At 32.7% G+C, this 20,303-nt stretch carries 22 protein-coding genes and 1 riboswitch; of the genes, 12 read left to right on the forward strand and 10 right to left on the reverse strand.

Going from position 1 to position 20,303, the window contains the following annotated elements; genetic code table 11:
• Positions 1-9: 9 nt before the first annotated feature.
• Complete coding sequence (locus LNP04_RS17630) at positions 10-339, reverse strand: PadR family transcriptional regulator (RefSeq protein ID WP_047442550.1); 330 nt, start codon at positions 337-339, stop codon at positions 10-12.
• A gap of 450 nt (positions 340-789) precedes the next feature.
• Between LNP04_RS17630 and LNP04_RS17635 the strand changes: the two genes are divergently transcribed.
• The 3 genes from LNP04_RS17635 to LNP04_RS17645 are packed head-to-tail and all read left to right on the forward strand — an operon-like array spanning position 790 to position 2,191.
• Positions 790-1,329, forward strand: a complete 540-nt coding sequence (locus LNP04_RS17635) for an XAC2610-related protein (RefSeq protein WP_229984191.1) — start codon at positions 790-792, stop codon at positions 1,327-1,329.
• The gene (locus tag LNP04_RS17640; RefSeq protein WP_229984192.1) at positions 1,307-1,897 is read left to right on the forward strand and encodes an HD family hydrolase; all 591 of its coding nucleotides are present in this window, start codon (positions 1,307-1,309) and stop codon (positions 1,895-1,897) included. Before LNP04_RS17635 ends, LNP04_RS17640 begins: the two co-directional genes overlap by 23 nt.
• 57 nt (positions 1,898-1,954) lie before the next feature.
• Positions 1,955-2,191, forward strand: a complete 237-nt coding sequence (locus tag LNP04_RS17645) for a hypothetical protein (protein ID WP_229984193.1) — start codon at positions 1,955-1,957, stop codon at positions 2,189-2,191.
• Positions 2,192-2,256: 65 nt separating this feature from the next.
• Here LNP04_RS17645 and LNP04_RS17650 read toward each other — a convergent pair whose 3' ends face one another.
• The 5 genes from LNP04_RS17650 to LNP04_RS17670 form a co-directional block, all read right to left on the reverse strand.
• Entirely contained in the window at positions 2,257-2,640 is a 384-nt protein-coding gene (locus LNP04_RS17650; protein ID WP_129534490.1) for an acyl-CoA thioesterase, read from the reverse strand.
• A 113-nt stretch (positions 2,641-2,753) separates the two neighbouring features.
• A riboswitch (cobalamin riboswitch) is annotated at positions 2,754-2,935 on the reverse strand.
• A gap of 64 nt (positions 2,936-2,999) precedes the next feature.
• The gene (locus tag LNP04_RS17655) at positions 3,000-3,797 is read right to left on the reverse strand and encodes a hypothetical protein (RefSeq protein WP_229984194.1); all 798 of its coding nucleotides are present in this window, start codon (positions 3,795-3,797) and stop codon (positions 3,000-3,002) included.
• Positions 3,798-3,863: 66 nt separating this feature from the next.
• On the reverse strand, positions 3,864-4,628 hold the full coding sequence (locus tag LNP04_RS17660; RefSeq protein WP_229983946.1) for an IS5 family transposase: 765 nt from the start codon (positions 4,626-4,628) through the stop codon (positions 3,864-3,866).
• An 83-nt stretch (positions 4,629-4,711) separates the two neighbouring features.
• Entirely contained in the window at positions 4,712-5,404 is a 693-nt protein-coding gene (locus LNP04_RS17665; RefSeq protein ID WP_229984195.1) for an ATP-binding cassette domain-containing protein, read from the reverse strand.
• 409 nt (positions 5,405-5,813) lie between these two features.
• Complete coding sequence (locus LNP04_RS17670; RefSeq protein WP_229984196.1) at positions 5,814-6,083, reverse strand: hypothetical protein; 270 nt, start codon at positions 6,081-6,083, stop codon at positions 5,814-5,816.
• Positions 6,084-6,315: 232 nt separating this feature from the next.
• Between LNP04_RS17670 and LNP04_RS17675 the strand changes: the two genes are divergently transcribed.
• The 6 genes from LNP04_RS17675 (at position 6,316) to LNP04_RS17700 (ending at position 14,420) form a co-directional block, all read left to right on the forward strand.
• Complete coding sequence (locus LNP04_RS17675; RefSeq protein ID WP_229984197.1) at positions 6,316-8,034, forward strand: helix-turn-helix domain-containing protein; 1,719 nt, start codon at positions 6,316-6,318, stop codon at positions 8,032-8,034.
• A 479-nt stretch (positions 8,035-8,513) separates the two neighbouring features.
• Positions 8,514-10,037, forward strand: a complete 1,524-nt coding sequence (locus LNP04_RS17680; RefSeq protein ID WP_229984198.1) for a carbon-nitrogen hydrolase family protein — start codon at positions 8,514-8,516, stop codon at positions 10,035-10,037.
• A 642-nt stretch (positions 10,038-10,679) separates the two neighbouring features.
• Positions 10,680-10,883, forward strand: a complete 204-nt coding sequence (locus tag LNP04_RS17685; RefSeq protein ID WP_229984199.1) for a hypothetical protein — start codon at positions 10,680-10,682, stop codon at positions 10,881-10,883.
• 138 nt (positions 10,884-11,021) lie between these two features.
• Positions 11,022-11,642, forward strand: a complete 621-nt coding sequence (locus LNP04_RS17690; RefSeq protein WP_229984200.1) for a hypothetical protein — start codon at positions 11,022-11,024, stop codon at positions 11,640-11,642.
• A 1-nt stretch (position 11,643) separates the two neighbouring features.
• On the forward strand, positions 11,644-13,788 hold the full coding sequence (locus tag LNP04_RS17695; protein ID WP_229984201.1) for a catalase: 2,145 nt from the start codon (positions 11,644-11,646) through the stop codon (positions 13,786-13,788).
• 128 nt (positions 13,789-13,916) lie between these two features.
• Positions 13,917-14,420: a CinA family protein gene (locus LNP04_RS17700; protein ID WP_229984202.1), complete on the forward strand. Its 504-nt coding sequence runs from the start codon at positions 13,917-13,919 to the stop codon at positions 14,418-14,420.
• A gap of 75 nt (positions 14,421-14,495) precedes the next feature.
• Here the strand turns inward: LNP04_RS17700 and LNP04_RS17705 are convergent, their stop codons facing one another.
• From LNP04_RS17705 to LNP04_RS17715, 3 genes are all read right to left on the reverse strand, one after another.
• Complete coding sequence (locus LNP04_RS17705) at positions 14,496-15,347, reverse strand: IS3 family transposase (protein ID WP_324292096.1); 852 nt, start codon at positions 15,345-15,347, stop codon at positions 14,496-14,498.
• 14 nt (positions 15,348-15,361) lie between these two features.
• Entirely contained in the window at positions 15,362-15,796 is a 435-nt protein-coding gene (locus LNP04_RS17710; protein WP_229983440.1) for a hypothetical protein, read from the reverse strand.
• A gap of 110 nt (positions 15,797-15,906) precedes the next feature.
• Positions 15,907-16,515 (reverse strand): ferritin-like domain-containing protein, encoded by a 609-nt coding sequence (locus LNP04_RS17715; RefSeq protein WP_129534479.1) that lies wholly within the window; start codon positions 16,513-16,515, stop codon positions 15,907-15,909.
• A gap of 142 nt (positions 16,516-16,657) precedes the next feature.
• Here LNP04_RS17715 and LNP04_RS17720 point away from each other — a divergent pair, with 142 nt between their 5' ends.
• The 3 genes from LNP04_RS17720 to LNP04_RS17730 all read left to right on the forward strand — a co-directional run bounded on the left by LNP04_RS17720 (position 16,658) and on the right by LNP04_RS17730 (position 19,117).
• Positions 16,658-16,984: a hypothetical protein gene (locus LNP04_RS17720; RefSeq protein ID WP_229984203.1), complete on the forward strand. Its 327-nt coding sequence runs from the start codon at positions 16,658-16,660 to the stop codon at positions 16,982-16,984.
• Between the two features lie 73 nt (positions 16,985-17,057).
• Positions 17,058-17,318: a SemiSWEET transporter gene (locus tag LNP04_RS17725; RefSeq protein ID WP_229984204.1), complete on the forward strand. Its 261-nt coding sequence runs from the start codon at positions 17,058-17,060 to the stop codon at positions 17,316-17,318.
• Positions 17,319-17,605: 287 nt separating this feature from the next.
• On the forward strand, positions 17,606-19,117 hold the full coding sequence (locus tag LNP04_RS17730) for an acyl-CoA dehydrogenase family protein (RefSeq protein WP_229984205.1): 1,512 nt from the start codon (positions 17,606-17,608) through the stop codon (positions 19,115-19,117).
• Between the two features lie 69 nt (positions 19,118-19,186).
• Here the strand turns inward: LNP04_RS17730 and LNP04_RS17735 are convergent, their stop codons facing one another.
• A complete protein-coding gene (locus tag LNP04_RS17735; protein ID WP_229984206.1) occupies positions 19,187-20,134 on the reverse strand; it encodes a beta-1,6-N-acetylglucosaminyltransferase in 948 nt (315 codons plus the stop codon).
• Positions 20,135-20,303: the final 169 nt, after the last annotated feature.

Raw genomic sequence — 20,303 nt, forward strand, 5'->3', positions numbered from 1 at the left:
TTTGTTTTTTTAAATTTTTTGAGTGATTTGGTTCACAGAATCTGTCAGTTCTTTCCAGGTATTTTGCAATTCAGCTAAAAAAGTTTTGCCTTTTTCTGTTATTTGGTAGTATTTTCTTGGCGGGCCTCCTGTAGATTCTTCCCATCTGTAAGAAAGAAATTCACCGTTTTTCAATCTTGTTAAAAGAGGGTAGAGGGTTCCTTCCACGACATCCAGTTTTCCTTTTTTCAGTTCATCTATTAAATCAGAAACATACATTTCGCGATTGTTGATAAGACTCAAAATACAGAATTCCAGAATCCCTTTTCGCATTTGCGCTTTGGTATTTTCAGTATTCATCTTTAGTAAGTTTTTGTTATTGAGTTATATAAAATCAGTTTTCAGTTTCTAGCTAGTTAAACCTTCTCTAATTCTACATTACAAAGATATGTAATTAAAATGGTAATATGCAATACAAAGTAGTGAAATTATTTTTAAAATTAATTTAAAGTATTGGTTTTCAGATGTATAAATTTTAAAATGATTTTGTGTTCTGAATTAATTTTATGAAAAAAGATATTTTGGAACCGAAATTTTATATTTTTGTCATATATTATGTTAAGTTGATGCTTAAAAAACAGCTAAAAATCATGAAGTACAAATTTTTCTACCTGTTAAGTCTATTTGGAACTTTATGTTGGGCTCAGAATCATTTTGAATTAAATGAAATCTCTAAAAATTATCATGTGAGCATTGATATAGCCACATGTAATGAAAAAGAATGTTTTGGGAAATCAACAATCACTTTAAATGGATAGGAAAACATCTGAAAAATTTCCAACCTTAACTTCAGAAAATTTTACTTTTACCATTGAATCAGATTCATTAAATTTAAAAAAGGTTGAATTTGATGAAGAGCCGCAATCTTTAATTTTTGAAGATTTTAATTTAGACGGTTTAGAAGATCTAGCTTTGATCAACAGATTTTCAGGAAACTTGATATATGATACTTATATTTTTGATTCCAATCAAAAACAGTTTTTAATGAATGAAGGAATGACAACTTTGGTAAAAGATAATTCAGCAATGTTTACCGTAGATTCTGAAAGAAAAAGATTGATTGTGTATTTAAAATCAGGATGTTGTTTATATATTACCAAAGAATATAATGTTATTCTGGAAAGAGATCCTTTAAAAATATATGAATTTGAAGAAGACACCAGAGATCGGGAAACAGTTATCACAAAGAAAAGTGAGTTTATAGATTACAAATGGTTCACAAAAACTACGAGATACCCAAGAGAAGTTTATTATAAAGAAACGAAAGATGAAAATACAGAAAGAAATTGATTTTATTTTGGCAATTGATGCTTTAAAAAATGTACAAAGAAGAAATTACAACGCAGACGATTCAAGAAGAGAAAATACTGCTGAACATTCCTGGCAAATTATCATTTTAGCTCAAATTCTATTTCCTTATGCTAAAAACAGAGCAGATATAGATTTATTGAGAGTCATCAGAATGCTTTCAATTCACGATTTGGTAGAAATTGAAGCGGGTGATACTTTCCTTTTTGATGAAGCTGCAATGGTGGGTAAATTTGAAAGAGAAAAATTGTCTGCTCAAAATATTTTTGGAATTTTAGATGAACCCATTCGTTCAGAATTTTTCAACCTTTGGCTGGAATTTGAAGAAGAACAAACTCCAGATGCAATTTTCGCTTGTGCTATCGATAGAATTATGCCTTTTATTCTCAATTCTCATACTTCCGGAAAAAGCTGGACTGAAGCAGCAATAACCGAAAAACAAGTAAGAAATATGCTCGAAAATGCCATCAGCAGAGCTTCTGATGAAATGGGTGAGGCTTTTCAGTTTTTAATGATTAAAAATCTTGAAACTGAAAAGGTTTTGAGATAAGTTTAAATTAATCTTAAAAACTTTGGTGTACAGATTGTTATATAGCTTAAAAAAATTATGCAGATAAAAGATTACAGCAGAGAAGAGCTAAACTATCATCAAAGTGAGAATAACTACACACTCTCAGTTCCTAAGAAATTTTTGAGTGCAAAAGATGTAAGGGTAAAGAAAAAAAATCCTGACGGAAGTTTTTCTGATGCCGATGTAGAAATCCGTGATGAAGAAAATAATATTTTGATTATCACGACAATTCCTATTGATATAAGATTGGAGATTTTAGTTGATGATTTATAACAATGAAAATATTCGCTTTGAAAATAGTTTCGGCGGGCCAAAGGCCCGCCGAAACCGCTCTGAATTTATAATATTTGAATTGGTTTCTTAAATTCATCAATGGCCACAAAAGTAAAATCACCTACAATAGCTTTTTCCCTTTCATAAGAATACATTTGCTCAGTATAGATTTCGACATTCACTTTCATACTGGTTTTTCCGACATAAATTACTTTCCCGATTAATTCAACAATCGTCCCGGCAGGAATTGGTTTTTTAAAATCAATTTTATCACTGCTTACTGTTACCACTCTTTTTCTTGCAAAACGGGTAGCGGTAATAAAGGCAACTTCATCCATCAGCTGCATTGCAGTACCTCCGAAAAGGGTGTCGTAATGATTGGTGGTATTTGGAAAAACCGCTTTAAAGATTCGGGTCTCGGAAGCTTCAATTCTTTCTTCTGTAGTCATATTTCATTATTAAATTAAAGCGAAAATGAAATATATTGAAACAAACAGAAAGATCAGGAACAAGAAATTCCTGAGATAAACCATAAGATCAACAAACTTCAAATCGCGAAAGTTTTTTGTCTAAAGAAATAGGCAGGTCTCCTGACTTGTAACATCTTTATTTCCTTCCCATGCCTTTTGCACAGTGGATTTTAATAAAGACTTCTGTTACTTTACAGTTGCGCGACAGTTCGTGATTTTCACACGATTCCCTTTTCATCTGCGGTTAGGCAGAACCAATTTCCTGAAAACTATAAGCAAATAGTATAAGACCAAAAGCTTAATACTTTTCGGGTGTAAAAATAATGATAAATACTTAACTATTCGGGATTTTTAAAAATAATCTGGCTGATTACTTTTCCTTCTTTGATGGTCCATAGTGTGGTGTACCTATTCGCTCCCGAACCATTGATCATATATAGAAAAATATGGTCATTATCGATTGATGTTACCCCAATGTTCTCAAAATCCATGGTTGGCTGAAACATATTTTTAATTGCTTCTCGTACAAACACAGAACCTCTTCCGGGTTGCTGCACTCTGATCGATTTTATTTCGGTCATTCCCTCAGGCAATTCTTTATCGATTCCCCACGGTTTTACTTTGTCGATGGTTGCAATATTTCCGTCAGCATCTTTTACCTGTTTACGGAAACCTGCATTAGAAGGATAAATGTCAATCACCACTTTACTTCTTTGTGCTGTAGGGATTTTAGGATTGCTGTTGTCGGTGAAAATCAATGATTTTCCGTTCTTAGATTTTGATGGCGTGTATTGTGGAAGCTGATCAATAAAGGCAATACGGTTCTTGTTGACCATGCCTTCTTTAGTAAGGCTGTCGTATCGTACGAAAGGTTTTTCTATTTCTGCTTTTTCAGGATATTTTATCCAAATCCATTCTGTTTCGCCGGGAGCTGGTTTTACATAAACAAAAACATCACCTCTTTTCATTCTGATTTTGTCGACGATTTTACGGTAATCTTCTTTGTGTACACGTACCATCGCATAACCTTCCTCAGCTTTTACCACACCAAAAGGAACTTTGTTTTGTGCAAAAATCAACGAAAAAGAAAATATGCTGAATACCGATAGATAAATTGCTTTGTTTATAAAAGTCATTATAAAGAATATTTATAGCTCAAAGATATAAATTAAATATTTTTCGGAAGATAATTAAGAGCCTGTTTAAATTTTATACAATAAATTTTTTATGGCAGATAATTTGACCATATTTTCTGAATTTTCCATTAGCAGTTCATAATTCCTGCACAATCTTCGGTCGTTATCAAACCAGGAAAAAGTCCGTTCAATAATCCATCTTTTAGAAATGGGTTTAAACTCCCATTTCTTTTCATCACTTCTCATGACCACATTGATCAAATAACCAAATTTATTTTTCACCTGTTCTGTGATTTCTCCTCTATAACCGCCGTCCGCAAGAATAATCTTCACCGGACTTAAGAAATACGCCAAAGTTCTCATGAGAAAATCTACAGCTTTACTGTCATGAATATTGGCTACAGTAACCATTATTGCTAATAAAAATCCGTTTTTGTCAACCACCACATGTCTTTTAATGCCTTTTACTTTTTTGTTCCCATCAAAACCATTTAATGAACGATTGTTTCCCCATCTTACACTTTGACTATCCATTATGCCTAGACTTGGTTCTCTATTTTGATTTAGTTTTAATCTGACTGTTTCTCGTAATTTCGAAAGAAGCAGATCAAAATCCTCTGCATTTGCCCATTTGCTGTAATAATAATAAACCAACTCCCATTTGGGAAAATCACCAGGCAACATCCGCCATTGACATCCGGTTTTCACTAAATACATAATGGCGTTCCAAATGATTCTTAAATCATATTTTCGTTTTCTATTATTGAGGTTCAAAGTCTTTTTTATAAATTGCCACTGATTGTCAGAAATGTTTGTAGAGTAGTGTTTCAATGTAGCTTAATTGATTAGTTACCAACAAGTTACGAAAAATAAAACACATAAACAACTGACAATCAATTTTTTATACGTTTATTTTATAAAGATAAACGCCATATAACTTTTTCTAATTTAATTTTTAAACAGGCTCTAAACCTTTTCAATTCTGTTAAATCTTTTATGGGTTTCAAATAAGAATCAGATAACAAATATACCTCGTCAGAAATGTCTAAAACATCTTGGTATAAATGATCAGAAATGATAAAACCTTTGAACTGTGACTGTTCTTTAATCAAATCTTTTACTATTGAAACAATTTTCGGAGAAAGACTATGAAATGGCTCGTCAAGTAAAATAAATTCTGCTGACGAATATATAATGAGTAAAACTTCTAAAAGTCTGAGCTCGCCGCCTGATATTTTGTTGGGTGTTGTATTAATGATAGGTTTAATTAGAATTGAATCTATAAGTTTTTGAAAATTCTCTTCATTACAGAATAGCTTAATTAAATTTTCAATTTTTACATTTTTAGGTAAAAAAGAATATTGTGGCAAATAGGCAATTCTATTTTTTCTGTCAAACTGGTTTTTAAGAATAATATCATTAAATTTAATGTATTGGGTGTCACTTTTCACTTTCCCGAAAATAATCTGAAATAATGTTGATTTACCACATCCGTTTCTGCCTAAGATGCTTGCTATTTTACCAGTTTCACAAGACAAGTAAACATCTTGTAAAATTTTTTTTTCACCGAATGATTTTGTGATGCTGTCAATATGAAGTATACTCATAAAAATACTGATATTGTTTTGATGATGAATCCAAAAGACAGCGTAATTGCCCATAAAAAAGTTTGTGAAAACCCGAAGTTTGCATAAAAATGATATTCATTTTTCAGTCTCATTTCATAAATAAAAAAATGCATCAAAGGAAAAATTAATAAAAAACATAATCCAAAACTTTTATAGCTCATACCTGCTACAAAATTGAGAAATAATGAAAACAAAACTGCAGGAAGGAGCAATTTTTTGTAAAAGATCCAAATAACTTTGAAATTTGTCATCATTATATAAAAATAATTCTATTTATTACACATATCAACTTGTGCTTAATGAAAAAAAGCAAAACTATACTTAGTTTTGCTTTTTTCGATATATACAAAAGTTTGGTGCGAGCATTTAAAATACACTAGCAAATCCGTCATCTAGGATTAATGATGATTAAAGAATCGATACCTTTAAAGTGAGTGCCGCTTCTTGGAGGGTCATTCGGCATTATCACAAGAATGGAATCTTCTTTCATCATTAGAGTTGTACTGTCAGAAAATCTTGCTTTCTCAGAAAGCTTCATACTATTAATGACTTTGCTATCAAGATAACTTTCATCCTGTATGTCTTCGTCTGTACGACAAGATACTGCTGATAAAACTGCTAAGGATAAAAAACTTAGAAAAAATATTTTTTTTATCATGACGTAATCTTTTTAATGTAGTTTTAATTTCTACTACAAATATATTGACGAATATATAGCAAACCTAAACAATAGGGGTTAAATTTACCAGTACACTGTAACAATTTATAAATATTTACGTGAATAAAGATGTTTAATGCTTTGAAAACCATTTTGTTATAGGTATTTTTGTCGTGCGATATTATTTTATCTAATAGGTTGTGATAGTAGATGATTTTCCTTACTTTTGGTTATGTTTTACACAGATAAAGATGTAATGGTAAAAAAAAATTTTTCTTTATTTTTCTGCTTGATCCTGTCTTTTTTGTTTGCACAGGATTTTCATTCTGATCTAAGGAAAAAATACTGGAATTATGATGAGAATGATGAGCAGGCTTTTGCTTATATTAATCAGTCAATTAATCAATCAAAGATAGATAATAATTTTTCTGAGCTTTTTCAAGGATATAAGGATGCAATTTATTTTTCTAAAGAAAATAAACTAAAGTATGCAGACAGTGCTATAGCAGCTGCGAAGCAATCACAAAATTCAGATCTCATTGGCGATTCGTACTTAAGTAAAGGTTCTATATATTATTTCAACCACAGAAAGTTTCAGTTAGCACTCAATCAATATCTTACTGCTTACGAGTATCTTAAGGATTCTAAAAATGGTTTTTTAAAATATTCGAATCTTTATCACATCGGTGTTGTAAAAAGTTATTTGGGTTACTATGACGAGGCTTTGCAGATTTTTAAGGAGTGTATTGCTTACTTTGAAACCAATGCTAAAGGTGATTTTCATGAAAACCTAATTTATAATAATAAAAAAGGGTATCTCAATTCACTTCACCAGGCAATTATATGCTATCAGGCTCTAGGGAAATTTGATGAGGTGCAAAAGCTTCTTAAACTCGCTGAAGAGTCATCTCCTAAAACTAAAGACTTTAGCCTTGAAAACAGCTACTTTAAGAAAAGTTTAGGTGTATTAAAATTTTCAAAAAAAAAATATAAAGAAGCTATCTTAGAATTTAATCAATCGCTTCCAGGTCTTCTGAAAGTAAATGATTTCACTTGGGCATCTTATGTTTACTTTTATAAAGGAAAAAGTTATACTAATCTTGGTGATAAAGAATTAGGTGTTGAAAATTATAAAAAGGTAGATTCTATATTTAATAAACATCAATTCATACTTCCTGAATTACGGAGTAATTACGAAGAGCTTATTAATTACTATAAAAAGCAAAACAATTCTGAAAATGAATTGTATTACACCAATCAGCTTCTGAAAGTAGACAGTATTATATCTTCAGATTTCAAGTATCTATCCACTCGTATTTACAAAGATTACGATACGAAACAATTATTAGAGGTAAAAGAAAATCTCGAAAAGACAAACACTTTAGGTATTGGATTACTGGTTATTTGCGGTATTGTTATCATGTTGCTTGGTTTTATGATGTTTTACAGAGACAGAAAACAAAAACAAATACAGCAAAAGTATGAAGAGTTATTGGTGAAAATAGAAGATGAAAAATTGTCTGATACTATTGCTGTCAATGAACCGTTAAAATTCGATGAAAGTAAAAACGTAAAACTCGATCAGAATATTGTAGAAAAATTATTGAAAGATATCAGTGCTTTTGAAGCTAATGAAGGTTTCCTTGAACGTGGATTAACACTGAAAAAACTAGCAGAACACTTTAAAACCAATACTTCTTATCTTTCACAAGTTATTAATGAATATAAGGGAAGTAATTTTAGCGTTTACATTAATGTTCTTAGAATCAATTATGCTACGCAAAAAATTTATCATGATAAAGAATGGAGGAAATACTCGATCGAGCATGTTGCTTCAGCTTCTGGATTCAGCAATAGGCAAAGTTTCTCTAATATTTTTCTTGAAATAAACGGAATAAGACCCGTTGATTTTATCAAAAAAAGAGTCAAGGAATTAGAAGTTGGTGAATAAAGAGTAAAAGTTTTTTAACGAATATAAAAGTAGATGCCCAGATTGTGAAATCTGGGCATACTACTAATAGAAACTAAGTGATGAAACAATATATTTTAATGTGATAATGATGAATGTTCAATTTTGATAAGATAATGTTAGTTGCTTTGTATCTTGTCTGTTAATTATTATAGTGCTAAAGTATAAAGTTTTACAATCTATTGCAAGGTGATGTTGGGTGCATTTATAAATATTTACGTAGTAATTTATAAATAGATACGGATTTTATATGTTGTAAATGGTTATTATTCAAATGTTTATAATGTAATATGCTGAAGTTGTAAAATTCATATTTCTATTTTTAAATTACTTAGACTTTATTAGAATTTTGTGAAATTTATTTTAAAAATTCTCAATTTCCTCAGATACTTTAACTTTTATTAAGCAGTCTTCCGCCCTCTGTTCTCGCAAATTTCCTTAACTTTAGTAAAAATAAATTTATGCAGATAGATACTCGTACACTGAATATTGATGATTATGATGAATTGGTTTCGGCAATGCGGCGGGCTTATCCGAAAATGTCCGAATACGTTTGGTCTAAGAAAAGCATTTTAAAACTCACTAAAATTTTTGAAGCCGGCCAGATTTGTATCACTGTTGACGGGAAAATTGCTGCTGTTGCACTTTCTATCGTGGTTAATTATGAAGAATTCGATGATGAGCATACTTACAGTGATATTACAGGAAACTATACTTTTAATACCCATTCTTCAACCGGAAATGTATTGTACGGAATTGAAATTTTCGTAGATCCCGTTTATCGTGAATTGCGATTGGGAAGAAGGCTTTATGATGCAAGAAAAGAATTGTGTGAACAATTAAATTTAAAATCAATTATTCTCGGTGGAAGAATTCCGGATTATCATAAATACAGTCACGAGATTTCCCCAAGAGAATACATCAGAAGGGTAAGGGATAAAGAAATTTATGATCCTGTGCTTTCTTTTCAGCTTTCCAATAATTTTTTACCGATCAGAGTTCTGAAAAAATATTTACCTGAAGATGAGGCTTCCAGAGAAAATGCTGTTTTGCTTCAATGGAATAATATTTATTACAGCAAGAAACCAAATACAATGCAGGATAGTACCATTCGATTAGGTTTGGTGCAGTGGCAGATGCGGCATTTCAAAGATATCAATGCATTTTATGAGCAGGTGGAGTTTTTTGTAAATGTGATGGGAGATTACAAGTCAGATTTTGTGCTTTTCCCGGAGTTGTTTAACACACCTTTGCTTGCGCCCTTCAATAATCTTTCGGAGCGTGACAGTATGATTGAGTTGGCAAAAATTACGGATCAGATTAAAACTAAAATTTCTCAATTGGCGATCAGCTACAATGTCAATATTATTTCCGGAAGTATGCCAGTTTTTGAAAATAATGATTTATATAATGTAAGTTACCTTTTGCATCGTGACGGGCGGATTGATGAATATAGAAAAATTCATATTACGCCAAACGAAAGGAAATATTATGGAATGAAAGGCGGCAGCGAAATCAAAGTTTTCGATACCGATTGTGGTAAAATTGGTTTGGTGATCTGTTACGACGTTGAATTTCCGGAATTGCCAAGACTATTAGCCGATCAGGGAATGAAAATTCTATTTGTTCCTTATCTTACCGACACTCAGAATGCGTATATGAGAGTGCGTCATTGTGCTGCGGCAAGAGCTATTGAAAACGAATGTTATGTAGCGATTGCAGGCTGTGTCGGGAATTTGCCGGGTGTTAACAATATGGATATTCAGTTTGGTCAGGCTGCTGTATTTACGCCTTCAGATTTTGCTTTTCCATCCAATGCGGTGAAAGGTGAGGCGACGCCAAATACAGAGATGACATTGATTGTGGATGTAGATTTAAATCTGTTAAAAGATCTTCATTATCACGGTTCGGTTCAGATTCTGAACGACAGGCGAAAAGACTTGTATGAAACTTATCTTATTAAAGACAAAAATCCAATAATATAGATTGTATAAATTAATCCCCATTTTTTAAATAGAAATGGGGATTTTTTTAGTTAAAAATTATTCTGCCGTCAACCGTCTTTTGCACGGCAATAAAGATGCTTTCATTATGTCTTTTAATAGGAATTTGAATGACCGTATAACTTCCTCTTCATTTTTCTGTTCAATAATCAGATTGCTCCCCTCACGGATAAGTATTCCAACGGATAATGCTAATTCAGTTTTTATAAAATTTTCTTTTGTAAAACCTTTGTTTCCATGATAATGGTTTTAGTGTTTATCTGAATTGCGAATAAATTCATGATTTAAATATTTCATCAAACAAAAATCCCTAAACAATACGTTTAGAGATTTCATTTATTAATATGATGTGAATTTGGTTTAGTTTACTTTCTTTCTTATCATTTGTTTAAATGTTATTTCCAAATTTTGTGCCTAAAGAATAGATTATCCGAAATAAAACATAAAAATTTCATATTGGCATTATTAATGTATAAAATTAAGTGTTGCAATTGTTATTAAAATATTATGGTTTTGAAAAATTTAATTATAATTTAATATTTATATGAATAATAAATTGTGATTCAAATCATAAAACAAGCGTAAGATTAGTTTATACATTTGAAATACACCAAATACCAAAATATGAAAACGATATTTTTCTCACTGCTTGTCACGAGTTTTACTCTGATGAGTTGCAAAAAAGAATCGCAAAACACTGCGACCAATTCAGATTCAATCACGAATTCTGATACTGTAAGCAAGATTCCGATGTCTGCTCCTATAGATACATTGGTTGCGGCTCCAAAATCTGATACTGCATCTTTGAAGAAAGATTCTGCTAAATAACTGAGATTTTAGCGGTTCATTTCATAACTGAAATTCCAGGAAAAGTTTTCTCAGCGTAATAATGATGCTTTGTTACGTTGTTAACTGGAATAAGACAGTTTACAAAATTATTTTAATCATTCACGCATTTTTAAAAATATGAAATACAAAATAGATGTTCAGCATTTGATACCTATCAACAATAATGGCTCTGAAAACAATGCAATATCCTTTCTACTTTGTAATTCTGAAACTGAAGCTTTCGACAAGTTTAGGAAACTATCACAAAAGCTATTACAAATAAATAATTGGAAAGTAAATGCAGGTAAAAACCCAACCGAGTTTTGTATCTACCACAATGAAAATGATAAGTCAGCAATTGCTCAGCTGAATGATTTGATAAAAATAAAAATGCCTGCTCCGAAAAATAATCTAGGAAAAGGTTTTGATTGGGTAAAAGTCAATCAAATTCAGTCAATAGAACAGAAAGAAATAAAAGCCTTTTTGTTACAGATGAAACCCCATTCTTGTCCCGACAATTCGAGTGGTAGCATAGCGCATTTTTATACAGGTGAAGCTTCCAATACTTTTATTCTGGCCAAAAAAGATAAAACTCTGCAATTGAGTATTCATGGAAGAAATGAAAAACCCAATACAATCAAAGTAGGATTTATGGATGTTTTGAGGAATTTATTTGTAGCAAGCGGAGGAATTTTTGGAGGAAGCAAAATTCAATGGCAGGATTTCACAGAAGAATTTTTAAAAAATCAAACTATATAATATGGACAATAAAGACTTTAGAACAAACGAAAAGCTGGATCAGCTTCAAGATCACACAACAGATAATCAAGATACGAAACTGACAACCAATCAGGGATTAAAAGTTAACAACAATCAGGATTCACTAAAGACTGATCAAAGAGGTGCGACTTTGCTTGAGGATTTTATTTTAAGAGAAAAAATTACGCATTTTGATCACGAGAGAATTCCAGAAAGGATTGTTCATGCGAGAGGTTCTGGTGCTCACGGGGTTTTTAAGCTGAATAAAAGTTTAGCCAAATACACTAAAGCAAAATTTTTAAATGATGTTGATAAAGAAACACCTGTTTTTGTAAGGTTTTCTACGGTTGCCGGAAGCGCAGGAAGTACAGATTTAGCAAGAGACGTAAGAGGTTTTGCGGTAAAATTCTATACTGAAGAAGGGAATTATGACTTGGTAGGAAACAACATTCCAGTATTCTTTATTCAGGATGCGATGAAATTTCCGGACTTGGTACACGCAGTAAAACCAGAACCTGATAATGCTATTCCGCAGGCTGCCTCAGCGCACGATACATTTTGGGATTTTATATCATTAATGCCTGAAAGTATGCATATGATTATGTGGGCAATGAGCGACCGTGCCATCCCGAGAAGCTACAGAATGATGGAGGGTTTCGGGGTGCATTCATTTAAATTTATCAATAGTGAAGGTGCTGTTCATTTCGTTAAATTTCATTTTAAACCTAAATTAGGGGTACATTCAGTCGCTTGGAGTGAAGCTCAGAAAATTTCAGGTACAGACCCGGATTTCCACAGAAGAGATCTTTGGGAATCTATTGAAAATGGTGCTTTTCCTGAATGGGATTTTGGAGTACAGATTATTCCTGAAGAAAATGAGCACGATTTTGATTTTGATCTTCTGGATCCTACAAAATTAGTTCCTGAAGAATTAGTTCCTGTACAAATCGTTGGAACTTTAACTTTAAACAGAAATCCGGATAACTTTTTTGCAGAAACAGAGCAAGTGGCATTTCACCCAGGGCATTTAGTGCCGGGAATCGATTTTTCTAATGATCCGCTTTTACAAGGAAGATTATTTTCTTACACAGATACACAGTTATCAAGATTAGGATCGCCTAATTTTCACGAAATTCCGATCAACAGATCGATCAATACAGTTCACAACAATCAGCGTGACGGTCATATGAGACAGCAGATCGTAAAAGGAAAAGTTAGTTATGAACCTAATTCTATCGGTGGTGGATGTCCTTTTCAGGCAATGATGAGAGACGGCGGATTTACTTCAAATAACGAAAGGGTAGACGGGCATAAAATAAGAGCGAGAAGCGACAGTTTTGTTGATCATTATTCTCAGGCAAAAATGTTTTTAAACAGTCAGTCTGCACCGGAAAAAACTCACCTTCAGAATGCTTTGGTATTTGAATTGTCAAAAGTGACCATCTTAGAAATCAGAGAAAGAGTAGTAGGGCAATTAGCTTTTATTGATGCTGAACTTGCTGCGAATGTTGCCGAAAAAGTAGGCGTAGAAGTTAAAAAATTGGATATGCCAAACCAAAGCATTCCTGCAGATGCCGATGCCGCAAGTTTACAAAGCGAAGAAAGAGAGCCGGAAACTAAAAGTTCGAAAGCTCTAAGCATGAAGAATACAGTGAAAGATACAATAGAAAGTCGTGTGATTGGTTTTATCATGGCAGACGGAGTAAATACTCAGGCTGTAAAATCTTTAAAAAGTAAGCTGGAAAGTGAAGGAGCGATTGTTCAGATTATTGCACCAAGTGTTGCGCCGGTGAAAGCAGATGACGGAACTAAATTTGAACCAAAACATTCGATTACAAGTACAGCAAGTGTATCTTTTGATGCTTTATATGTGTGTGCAGGTGAAAAATCTGCTAAGGAATTGATGCATCCGGAAAGAAAACCGATTGTTACAGAATTTATCAACGAAGCGTACAAACATTGCAAGGCAATCTATTTTGGGAAAGATACTGACGAAATTTATAAGGCAACCAGAATCAGCACCAAAAAACATGAAGACCCTGCAATTATTAATACTTCAGGAGGTGATTCTGACGAGAAATTTATTTCGGCTATCGCAAAACACAGAGTTTGGGATCTTGAGAAAGAGCGTAACTCTATGGCATAGAAATAGATAGCTTCTCATTACAACCAGTACAATATATTATGAAAGCAGCAGTTTTTCGTTCTTCATTTTTCTTACATGAACATGAGATTGCAGGTGCTAAAATTTAATCAAACTAAAATTTTACTATTATGGAATTTCAAAAAAAAATATTAGAATACATCAGTGAATATATGATGACAACAGGCGAAACAGTTGCCGTTGCCGAAAGTGTAACTTCCGGAATGCTTCAATTGGCTTTTTCACAAATGCCCAATGCATCAATGTTTTATAAAGGTGGAATGACCGTATTTACTTTAGCGGAAAAAGTGAGACTTTTAAATGTAGACAAGCGGGAGGCTGAAAATAGCGATTGCGTATCAGAAAATATAGCAGACACGATGGCGCTGAATGTTGCGAAATTATTCGAAAGCGATTGGTCAATTGCAACAACAGGGTATTGTACTCCTGTAAGACATTCTACGTACAGTGTTTACGCACATTATACAATTGCTTACAAAGGTGAAATTATTGTATCAAAAAAACTAGAGCTTCATCCAAAGACTCAGGCATTGAATGCGCAATTGTACTATGCGGAATTTATTTTAGGGTGCTTCAAAAGTGAACTGAATAATCTGCTTATTTTAAATAATTAATATAAAAGCTTCAATGTTTTTATAATTTGTCCCGTCCTAAAAAATCGATACAGATTATAGGTCAAAAATAAATAATTAAACCAAAGCAAAAACGTTTTTGCTTTGGTTTTTTGTTTTATAGGTTTTCATTTTCAATACGGACTGTTCGTGCATTTGGTTTGGGGTTAAATAATGATTTGAAAAATGAGGTCTTACTTCATTGTATATTTGAATTGACTCATTTACAACCCTTCTTCTTAATTTTGTTTCCATATCGTATTTATCAATATCAAATTCTTGTTTTAAAATTCCATTAATCCTTTCTGCCACTGCATTTTCGTAGGGGTCTGAGTTTTGCGTCATACTACAATTGATGTTGTGCTTTCCCAATAATCTTTGGTATTCATTAGAGCAATACTGCAGACCACGGTCAGAATGATGGATTAACGATTCTAAATTCACTTTTTTATTTTTTAAAGCTTTCTTCAATGCAATTAAACTGCTTTCTGTATTTAAATTATTCGCAACGTGATGCCCAACAATTTTCTTGGAATATGCATCTGTTATTAAACTTAAATAACTCGGATTCTTTCTGTTTCCGATGTAAGTAATATCTGCCACCCAAACTTCATTGGGTTTAGTGATTTGATAGTCCAATATCATATTTCTGTGCTTTCTAAAGCGGTGGTGGGAGTTGGTCGTGACGTGATAACTTCTTTTTGGAACAATCAGTAAATGATTGGCCCGTAAAATACCAAAGAACTTATCTCTGCCAATATTCAGAGCTCCTAAAGGTTCTTTCAACATAAAATACAGCTTTTTACCGCCAATCTTTGGTTGTAGTATACGTTTTTCTTCCACCAATGCGACCACTTGTTGAGCTTTGCTCATTCGCACTGTGCTGCGTTTCAAACTTCTATAATAGACTTGTCTATCCAATCCGGACAATCCACAGGTAAAAACTAAGGTTTCTTTTTCTGTTCTGCGGAAGTTGTTGATTGTGCGGATGCGGAGTTTTTTCTGATATCGATATGGTATTCGCTTTCAGCAAGGTTGATCATCATATCGAAAAAGATAGCCTTTTTATCGGCAATGTAGGCTTGTCTTTCGAGTAAGGCTTTTTGTTTCTCAAGCAGTTTTACTTCAGCCTCCAATTCCATAATTCTTTGTTCAGGAGTTTTTTGCATAGAACTTGGTATTTGATTATCCCAATCAAAGTTACCGTATTTTCTAAGCCAATTGACAATCGTGGAACGAGATTGTATCGCATATTTCTTACGACATTCTGTAATTCCCAATTTTCCTGATTCAATTGCTTTTACAATCTGAACTTTAAAACTCAAACTGTAATCTTTCTGTGTACGCTTTACATAAAGCGATTCCACTGGTTCTTTCATAACGATTCTTTTTTGTGTATCGTTATTTCAGGAATAGACAATTATACCATAAAAAATTCCTCAATTTATATTGAGGAATTTCTTTTTTGACTTAATTTAGTTTTGAAAAACTATTTTGCCTTGCTGTTCAGCGCTGTGTCTGCAATCGTTGACAACAATTTATCGCAATTTTTTTCTTCTTTTAAAGTTGCTAAAAAGTTGCTTAGGCATTTTTTCTCTTTTAAAACTTTCGCATAAGCTGCAAGACTTCCGTAAGTTGCAATCTCATAATGTTCTACTTTTTGAGAAGCAGCAATGATTCCTACATCACGAATGGCGCCAGCTTTTGTTTCTTCCATGATGCCATTTCCTTCATCTAATAATCCTTGCATGGCATCACATTTTTTGGCTTCAGGCTTCAATCCTAAAGACTTGAAACATTCTTCTAATCTCATTACATGAACTTTAGTTTCGGCTAAATGTGAAGAAATTGCATTTTTCAAATCCGGATGTGTAGCATTTTTCTCCATTTTCGGAAGTGCTTTTGTCAAGGCTTTTTCTGCCCAATAGATGTCTTTCAATGCGTCTTCAAAGAATTCTCTGAGATCTGCAGAAGCATCTTTTTTAGCTGGTGTTTTAGAAGATTTTGATGCTGTGCTTTTTGAAGCAGTCGGTTTTTTTGGTGCTACAGTTTTTTTTGGAGCTGTAGTTTTTTTAACTGTTGCTGTTTTAGTTGCCATATTGTTTTATTTTAGTGATTTTATGTTGCGTTTTATTATTCAATTTTAAGACCAAAGAAGTTTTTAAATGATATAAATAAAGAAAAGCTTTGGGTAAGTTTTAATGGCAAGCGTTTTGTTTAATCAATGTCAAACAAATCACATGAATAATAAAGTAAAAATAGCTCTGGCGTTGATCGCTGGAGGTACAGCAATTCTCCTTAATCAAAGAAGAAAGAAACTGAGTCAAAAAGTAAAAACTTTTACTGCACCAGACGGAACTACCTACAAGGAAAATCAAATTTATCGTAATTCAGAAGGTAAAGCGTATAGAAATGGTAAAGTTGTGCATTTCGATACTTTAGAATTTGAAAATGAACCTCATTCAAACAATGCTTTTAGTCACTTGCATGATGATAAACTTTCAAAAAATTATCAGGCGAAACCTCAAAATGTTGATTATCATCAAAGAGGGAAGAGGCATCGCTAAATTATTTAAAATAAAATAAGCGGTTGTGATTGAGGTCATAGCCGCTTACTGTTTAACTCAGTATATTTAGGTTATGGATGTAAATATTTTAGGGATAGTAGCGGGGTTTCTCACTTCAATAGCAATGATTCCTCAGTTGATTAAAGTTATCAAAGAAAAAAACGTTGAAGATTTATCTTGGGTTATGATTTTGGTCTTAATCTGTGGGCTCTCTCTTTGGGTTTGGTACGGATTTATTCAGAATGAATTACCTATTATTCTATCAAATGCCTTTGCTGTATTGGTGAATTTAACTTTATTTATTTGCTATTTGTCATTTAGAAAAAAATCTTAAAAAGCATCTTTAATTTTATTACTCATTAGGAAGAATTATTCTAATTAATCTGATTCCATTTAAATATTCCTGGTAAATATCAGTTAATGATTGAGATTTGTATAATAATCATAATGTTACGTTAATAATACATCAATTTTTAAGTTGGTGCTTTAATAGCTGACCAAAAATTTGTATCTTGGTCGCAGATTTTATGAAGCTACTGATTTAGATTTAAATTGTGCCATCCGCTTCATATAGTAATTCCGCTGTATCAATGGCATACGGCACATATTTTTTTATTTTGTATGACTGAATCTTCAAACAAGTTATCTGGGGAAAATTACCCTGAATTTCTTGATCATTTTAAAACTTCACTCCATGATCTTTTTCAGAGAGAAAACATCGACCAGCTAAGTCTTTCAAGAGGTCTTCCGCCAAGTGTATGGAAAGAAATCATGAATCTAAAACCGCTTTCTGTTGCTGTACCCACTGAATTTGGAGGTCGCGGACTGAAAGTGAAAGAATGTTTGGGGATTTTATCTGCCGCTTCTTACGAATCTCTACCATTATCATTAACTTTTGGGATCAACATCGCTCTTTTTCTTGAGCCATTAGCTAAATACGGAAATGAATCGATTAAAGGAAATATTTTTAAGCATTTCTTAGATTATGGTGCAATGGGTGGTTTGATGATCACAGAGCCGGACTTTGGAAGTGATGCCTTAAATATGAAGACTCAAAATGAGTTGAAAGGTGATTCTTATGAAGTAAAAGGTACAAAACACTGGCAAGGTCTTACAGGTTTAGCTAATTACTGGCTGATTACCTCAAGAAGTGCCAATGCAGAAGGAAATCTATCCAGAGATGTTGATTTCTTCATCGCAGACACTCATCAACCTGAACAAAATATTGAGGTTTTGGAATATTATGATAATCCAGGACTTTACATGATTCCTTACGGTCTTAATAAAGTTGATATCAAAGTTCCTCAAGCCAACAAATTAATTCCTGAATCTACAGGTCTTAAAATGATGCTTGATATTCTTCACAGAAGCAGATTTCAGTTCCCGGGAATGGGAATGGGCTTCCTGAAAAGAATGCTTGATGAAGCTTTAAGTCATACAAGAACCAGAATTGTAGGAAATTCAAATCTTTATGCATTAGATCAGGTGCAATATCAGCTGACAAGATTAGAGTCGTTTTTCACGTTGTGTTCTGCAATGTGCGCAAAAAGTTCTAAAATTAGCGGAATTGATCACAACCTTTCATCAGAAGGTGTTCATGCGAATTCTATGAAAGCTTTGGTTACCGATATGATGCAGGAAGCAGCACAGATTTTGGTACAGCTTTCAGGTGGAAAAGGGTACAGAATGAGCCACATCGGTGGAAGAGGAATTATGGACAGTCGTCCGTTCCAGATTTTTGAAGGTTCTAATGAAATGTTGTACACCCAGATTTCAGAAGGAATTTTAAAAGATATGAAGAAAAAGAAACTGGAAAATGTAGGTGAATATCTTCAGCAAAATGTGTTGAGCGAAAATGCTGCTAAATTATACACTCAAAATCTAGATTTTACTATCAATACAGCAATTTCTCAGAGAAAAATGATTGATCTTGGTAAAGTAGTGGCAAGAATCATCACTGTGAATGACCTTTTGGAATTAAGCAACGCAGGATTTAACCAAAAATTGGTTGATAATTCTGTTGAAATGACAAGACAGGAAATCGTTACTCTTCTTGCATCAATGAATCATCATCAGGATTTAAAGCCGTTGGATGATTACTCAGAAAACAGCAATTGGATGTCTTTAGTTTAAGCTAAAATATCTTTAAATATTACTTCTCCTCAAATTTATTTGGGGAGATTTTTTTAATTTTAAAACCGATTAATTATTTTGACCTAAATTGTTTCTAAGTTCTTTATCTACATCATTGATATCCGGCAATTCAGAATGGAAATTTTCATCGATATATTTCAGCAAATCCTGATGATTATTATAATTTAGTTTTCTTATAAAAAGATGATTATTTGATTTTAAATAATTTTCAAAAACTGAAGCAGCATCAGTGATGTTTAATGCATTAATATCTATGATCGCCCGTTTGTCATCATTCACAATCACAGAATGAAAAGGTGTATTCATCAGCACAGTTTGAAAGAAAGATTCTGCAGGAAGTAACGTGTGCAGATAATAATCTTCAAAAGCCATTACTCTTTCGCTATTACATAAAAAAGAACAGGTATCTCTCGTGAGAATCATCCATTTTCCACCGATAAACGGGATAACGTCTTTCATAAATTCCCTTTTGTAAATAAAAGATGAGATTCGAAATGCCAATTCTGTGAAATGATTTTGAATACGTTTTAATGTATCGGGTCTGTAAAATTTTTGATCATAATAAAAGAGATAATTTTTACCATTTTGCGCAGTCAGAAATTTCCGGATGATTGTCTGAGATTTTAAAGGGTAATCTTCACCACTCAGATTGATGAAATATTCCCATTCATTGCTGACGTTTAACAGAAATTCCATGGCATTGAGCTCAATTTGTACCATATTAAAACCGCCCGAAGTAATATTCATGCTTTCAAGGATATAAGCGTTTGGGTATTGAATTAGAAATCCCTGAATCCTTTCTGTTACTTCCTCATTGGCTTTTCTGTCGACATGGATGAGGTAAAATTGATCTCTTGTATAGATTTTTCTAAACATTCTGATGAATTGTTCAGACTCATCATGAACCATAATAAAATAGGCAATCCGCACCGATGAAGATGGAACCCGAACCAAAGTTTTTGGCTGCGGAAGAGGTTGGTGAAAAGTTGTGCGCATGACTTTGCAATTAAAGTCGTTCACTTGAGCATGAAGCAAAGAACTTAATACTAAAGATAGACATACTTTCTGTAAGAAGTTTGATTTATTTTTAAATATTTTCAATCAATATTTTATTTAATTAATGTAACTTACCTATTCATTTTGGTCATCGTTTTATTGTATAAAA

Source organism: Chryseobacterium sp. C-71 (genome assembly GCF_020911865.1).
Lineage (GTDB): Bacteria > Bacteroidota > Bacteroidia > Flavobacteriales > Weeksellaceae > Chryseobacterium.

Coding starts and splice junctions, on each gene's coding strand:
- LNP04_RS17645 (WP_229984193.1), top strand. CDS start 1,955: ATGCAGATAAAAGATTACAGCAGAGAAGAGCTAAACTATCATCAAAGT.
- LNP04_RS17710 (WP_229983440.1), bottom strand. CDS start 15,796: ATGAAAGAACCAGTGGAATCGCTTTATGTAAAGCGTACACAGAAAGAT.
- LNP04_RS17695 (WP_229984201.1), top strand. CDS start 11,644: ATGGACAATAAAGACTTTAGAACAAACGAAAAGCTGGATCAGCTTCAA.
- LNP04_RS17680 (WP_229984198.1), top strand. CDS start 8,514: ATGCAGATAGATACTCGTACACTGAATATTGATGATTATGATGAATTG.
- LNP04_RS17670 (WP_229984196.1), bottom strand. CDS start 6,083: ATGATAAAAAAAATATTTTTTCTAAGTTTTTTATCCTTAGCAGTTTTA.
- LNP04_RS17720 (WP_229984203.1), top strand. CDS start 16,658: ATGAATAATAAAGTAAAAATAGCTCTGGCGTTGATCGCTGGAGGTACA.
- LNP04_RS17630 (WP_047442550.1), bottom strand. CDS start 339: ATGAATACTGAAAATACCAAAGCGCAAATGCGAAAAGGGATTCTGGAA.
- LNP04_RS17690 (WP_229984200.1), top strand. CDS start 11,022: ATGAAATACAAAATAGATGTTCAGCATTTGATACCTATCAACAATAAT.
- LNP04_RS17725 (WP_229984204.1), top strand. CDS start 17,058: ATGGATGTAAATATTTTAGGGATAGTAGCGGGGTTTCTCACTTCAATA.
- LNP04_RS17655 (WP_229984194.1), bottom strand. CDS start 3,797: ATGACTTTTATAAACAAAGCAATTTATCTATCGGTATTCAGCATATTT.
- LNP04_RS17700 (WP_229984202.1), top strand. CDS start 13,917: ATGGAATTTCAAAAAAAAATATTAGAATACATCAGTGAATATATGATG.
- LNP04_RS17640 (WP_229984192.1), top strand. CDS start 1,307: ATGAAAATACAGAAAGAAATTGATTTTATTTTGGCAATTGATGCTTTA.
- LNP04_RS17685 (WP_229984199.1), top strand. CDS start 10,680: ATGAAAACGATATTTTTCTCACTGCTTGTCACGAGTTTTACTCTGATG.
- LNP04_RS17675 (WP_229984197.1), top strand. CDS start 6,316: ATGTTTTACACAGATAAAGATGTAATGGTAAAAAAAAATTTTTCTTTA.
- LNP04_RS17735 (WP_229984206.1), bottom strand. CDS start 20,134: ATGCGCACAACTTTTCACCAACCTCTTCCGCAGCCAAAAACTTTGGTT.
- LNP04_RS17665 (WP_229984195.1), bottom strand. CDS start 5,404: ATGAGTATACTTCATATTGACAGCATCACAAAATCATTCGGTGAAAAA.
- LNP04_RS17635 (WP_229984191.1), top strand. CDS start 790: ATGGATAGGAAAACATCTGAAAAATTTCCAACCTTAACTTCAGAAAAT.
- LNP04_RS17715 (WP_129534479.1), bottom strand. CDS start 16,515: ATGGCAACTAAAACAGCAACAGTTAAAAAAACTACAGCTCCAAAAAAA.
- LNP04_RS17650 (WP_129534490.1), bottom strand. CDS start 2,640: ATGACTACAGAAGAAAGAATTGAAGCTTCCGAGACCCGAATCTTTAAA.
- LNP04_RS17730 (WP_229984205.1), top strand. CDS start 17,606: ATGACTGAATCTTCAAACAAGTTATCTGGGGAAAATTACCCTGAATTT.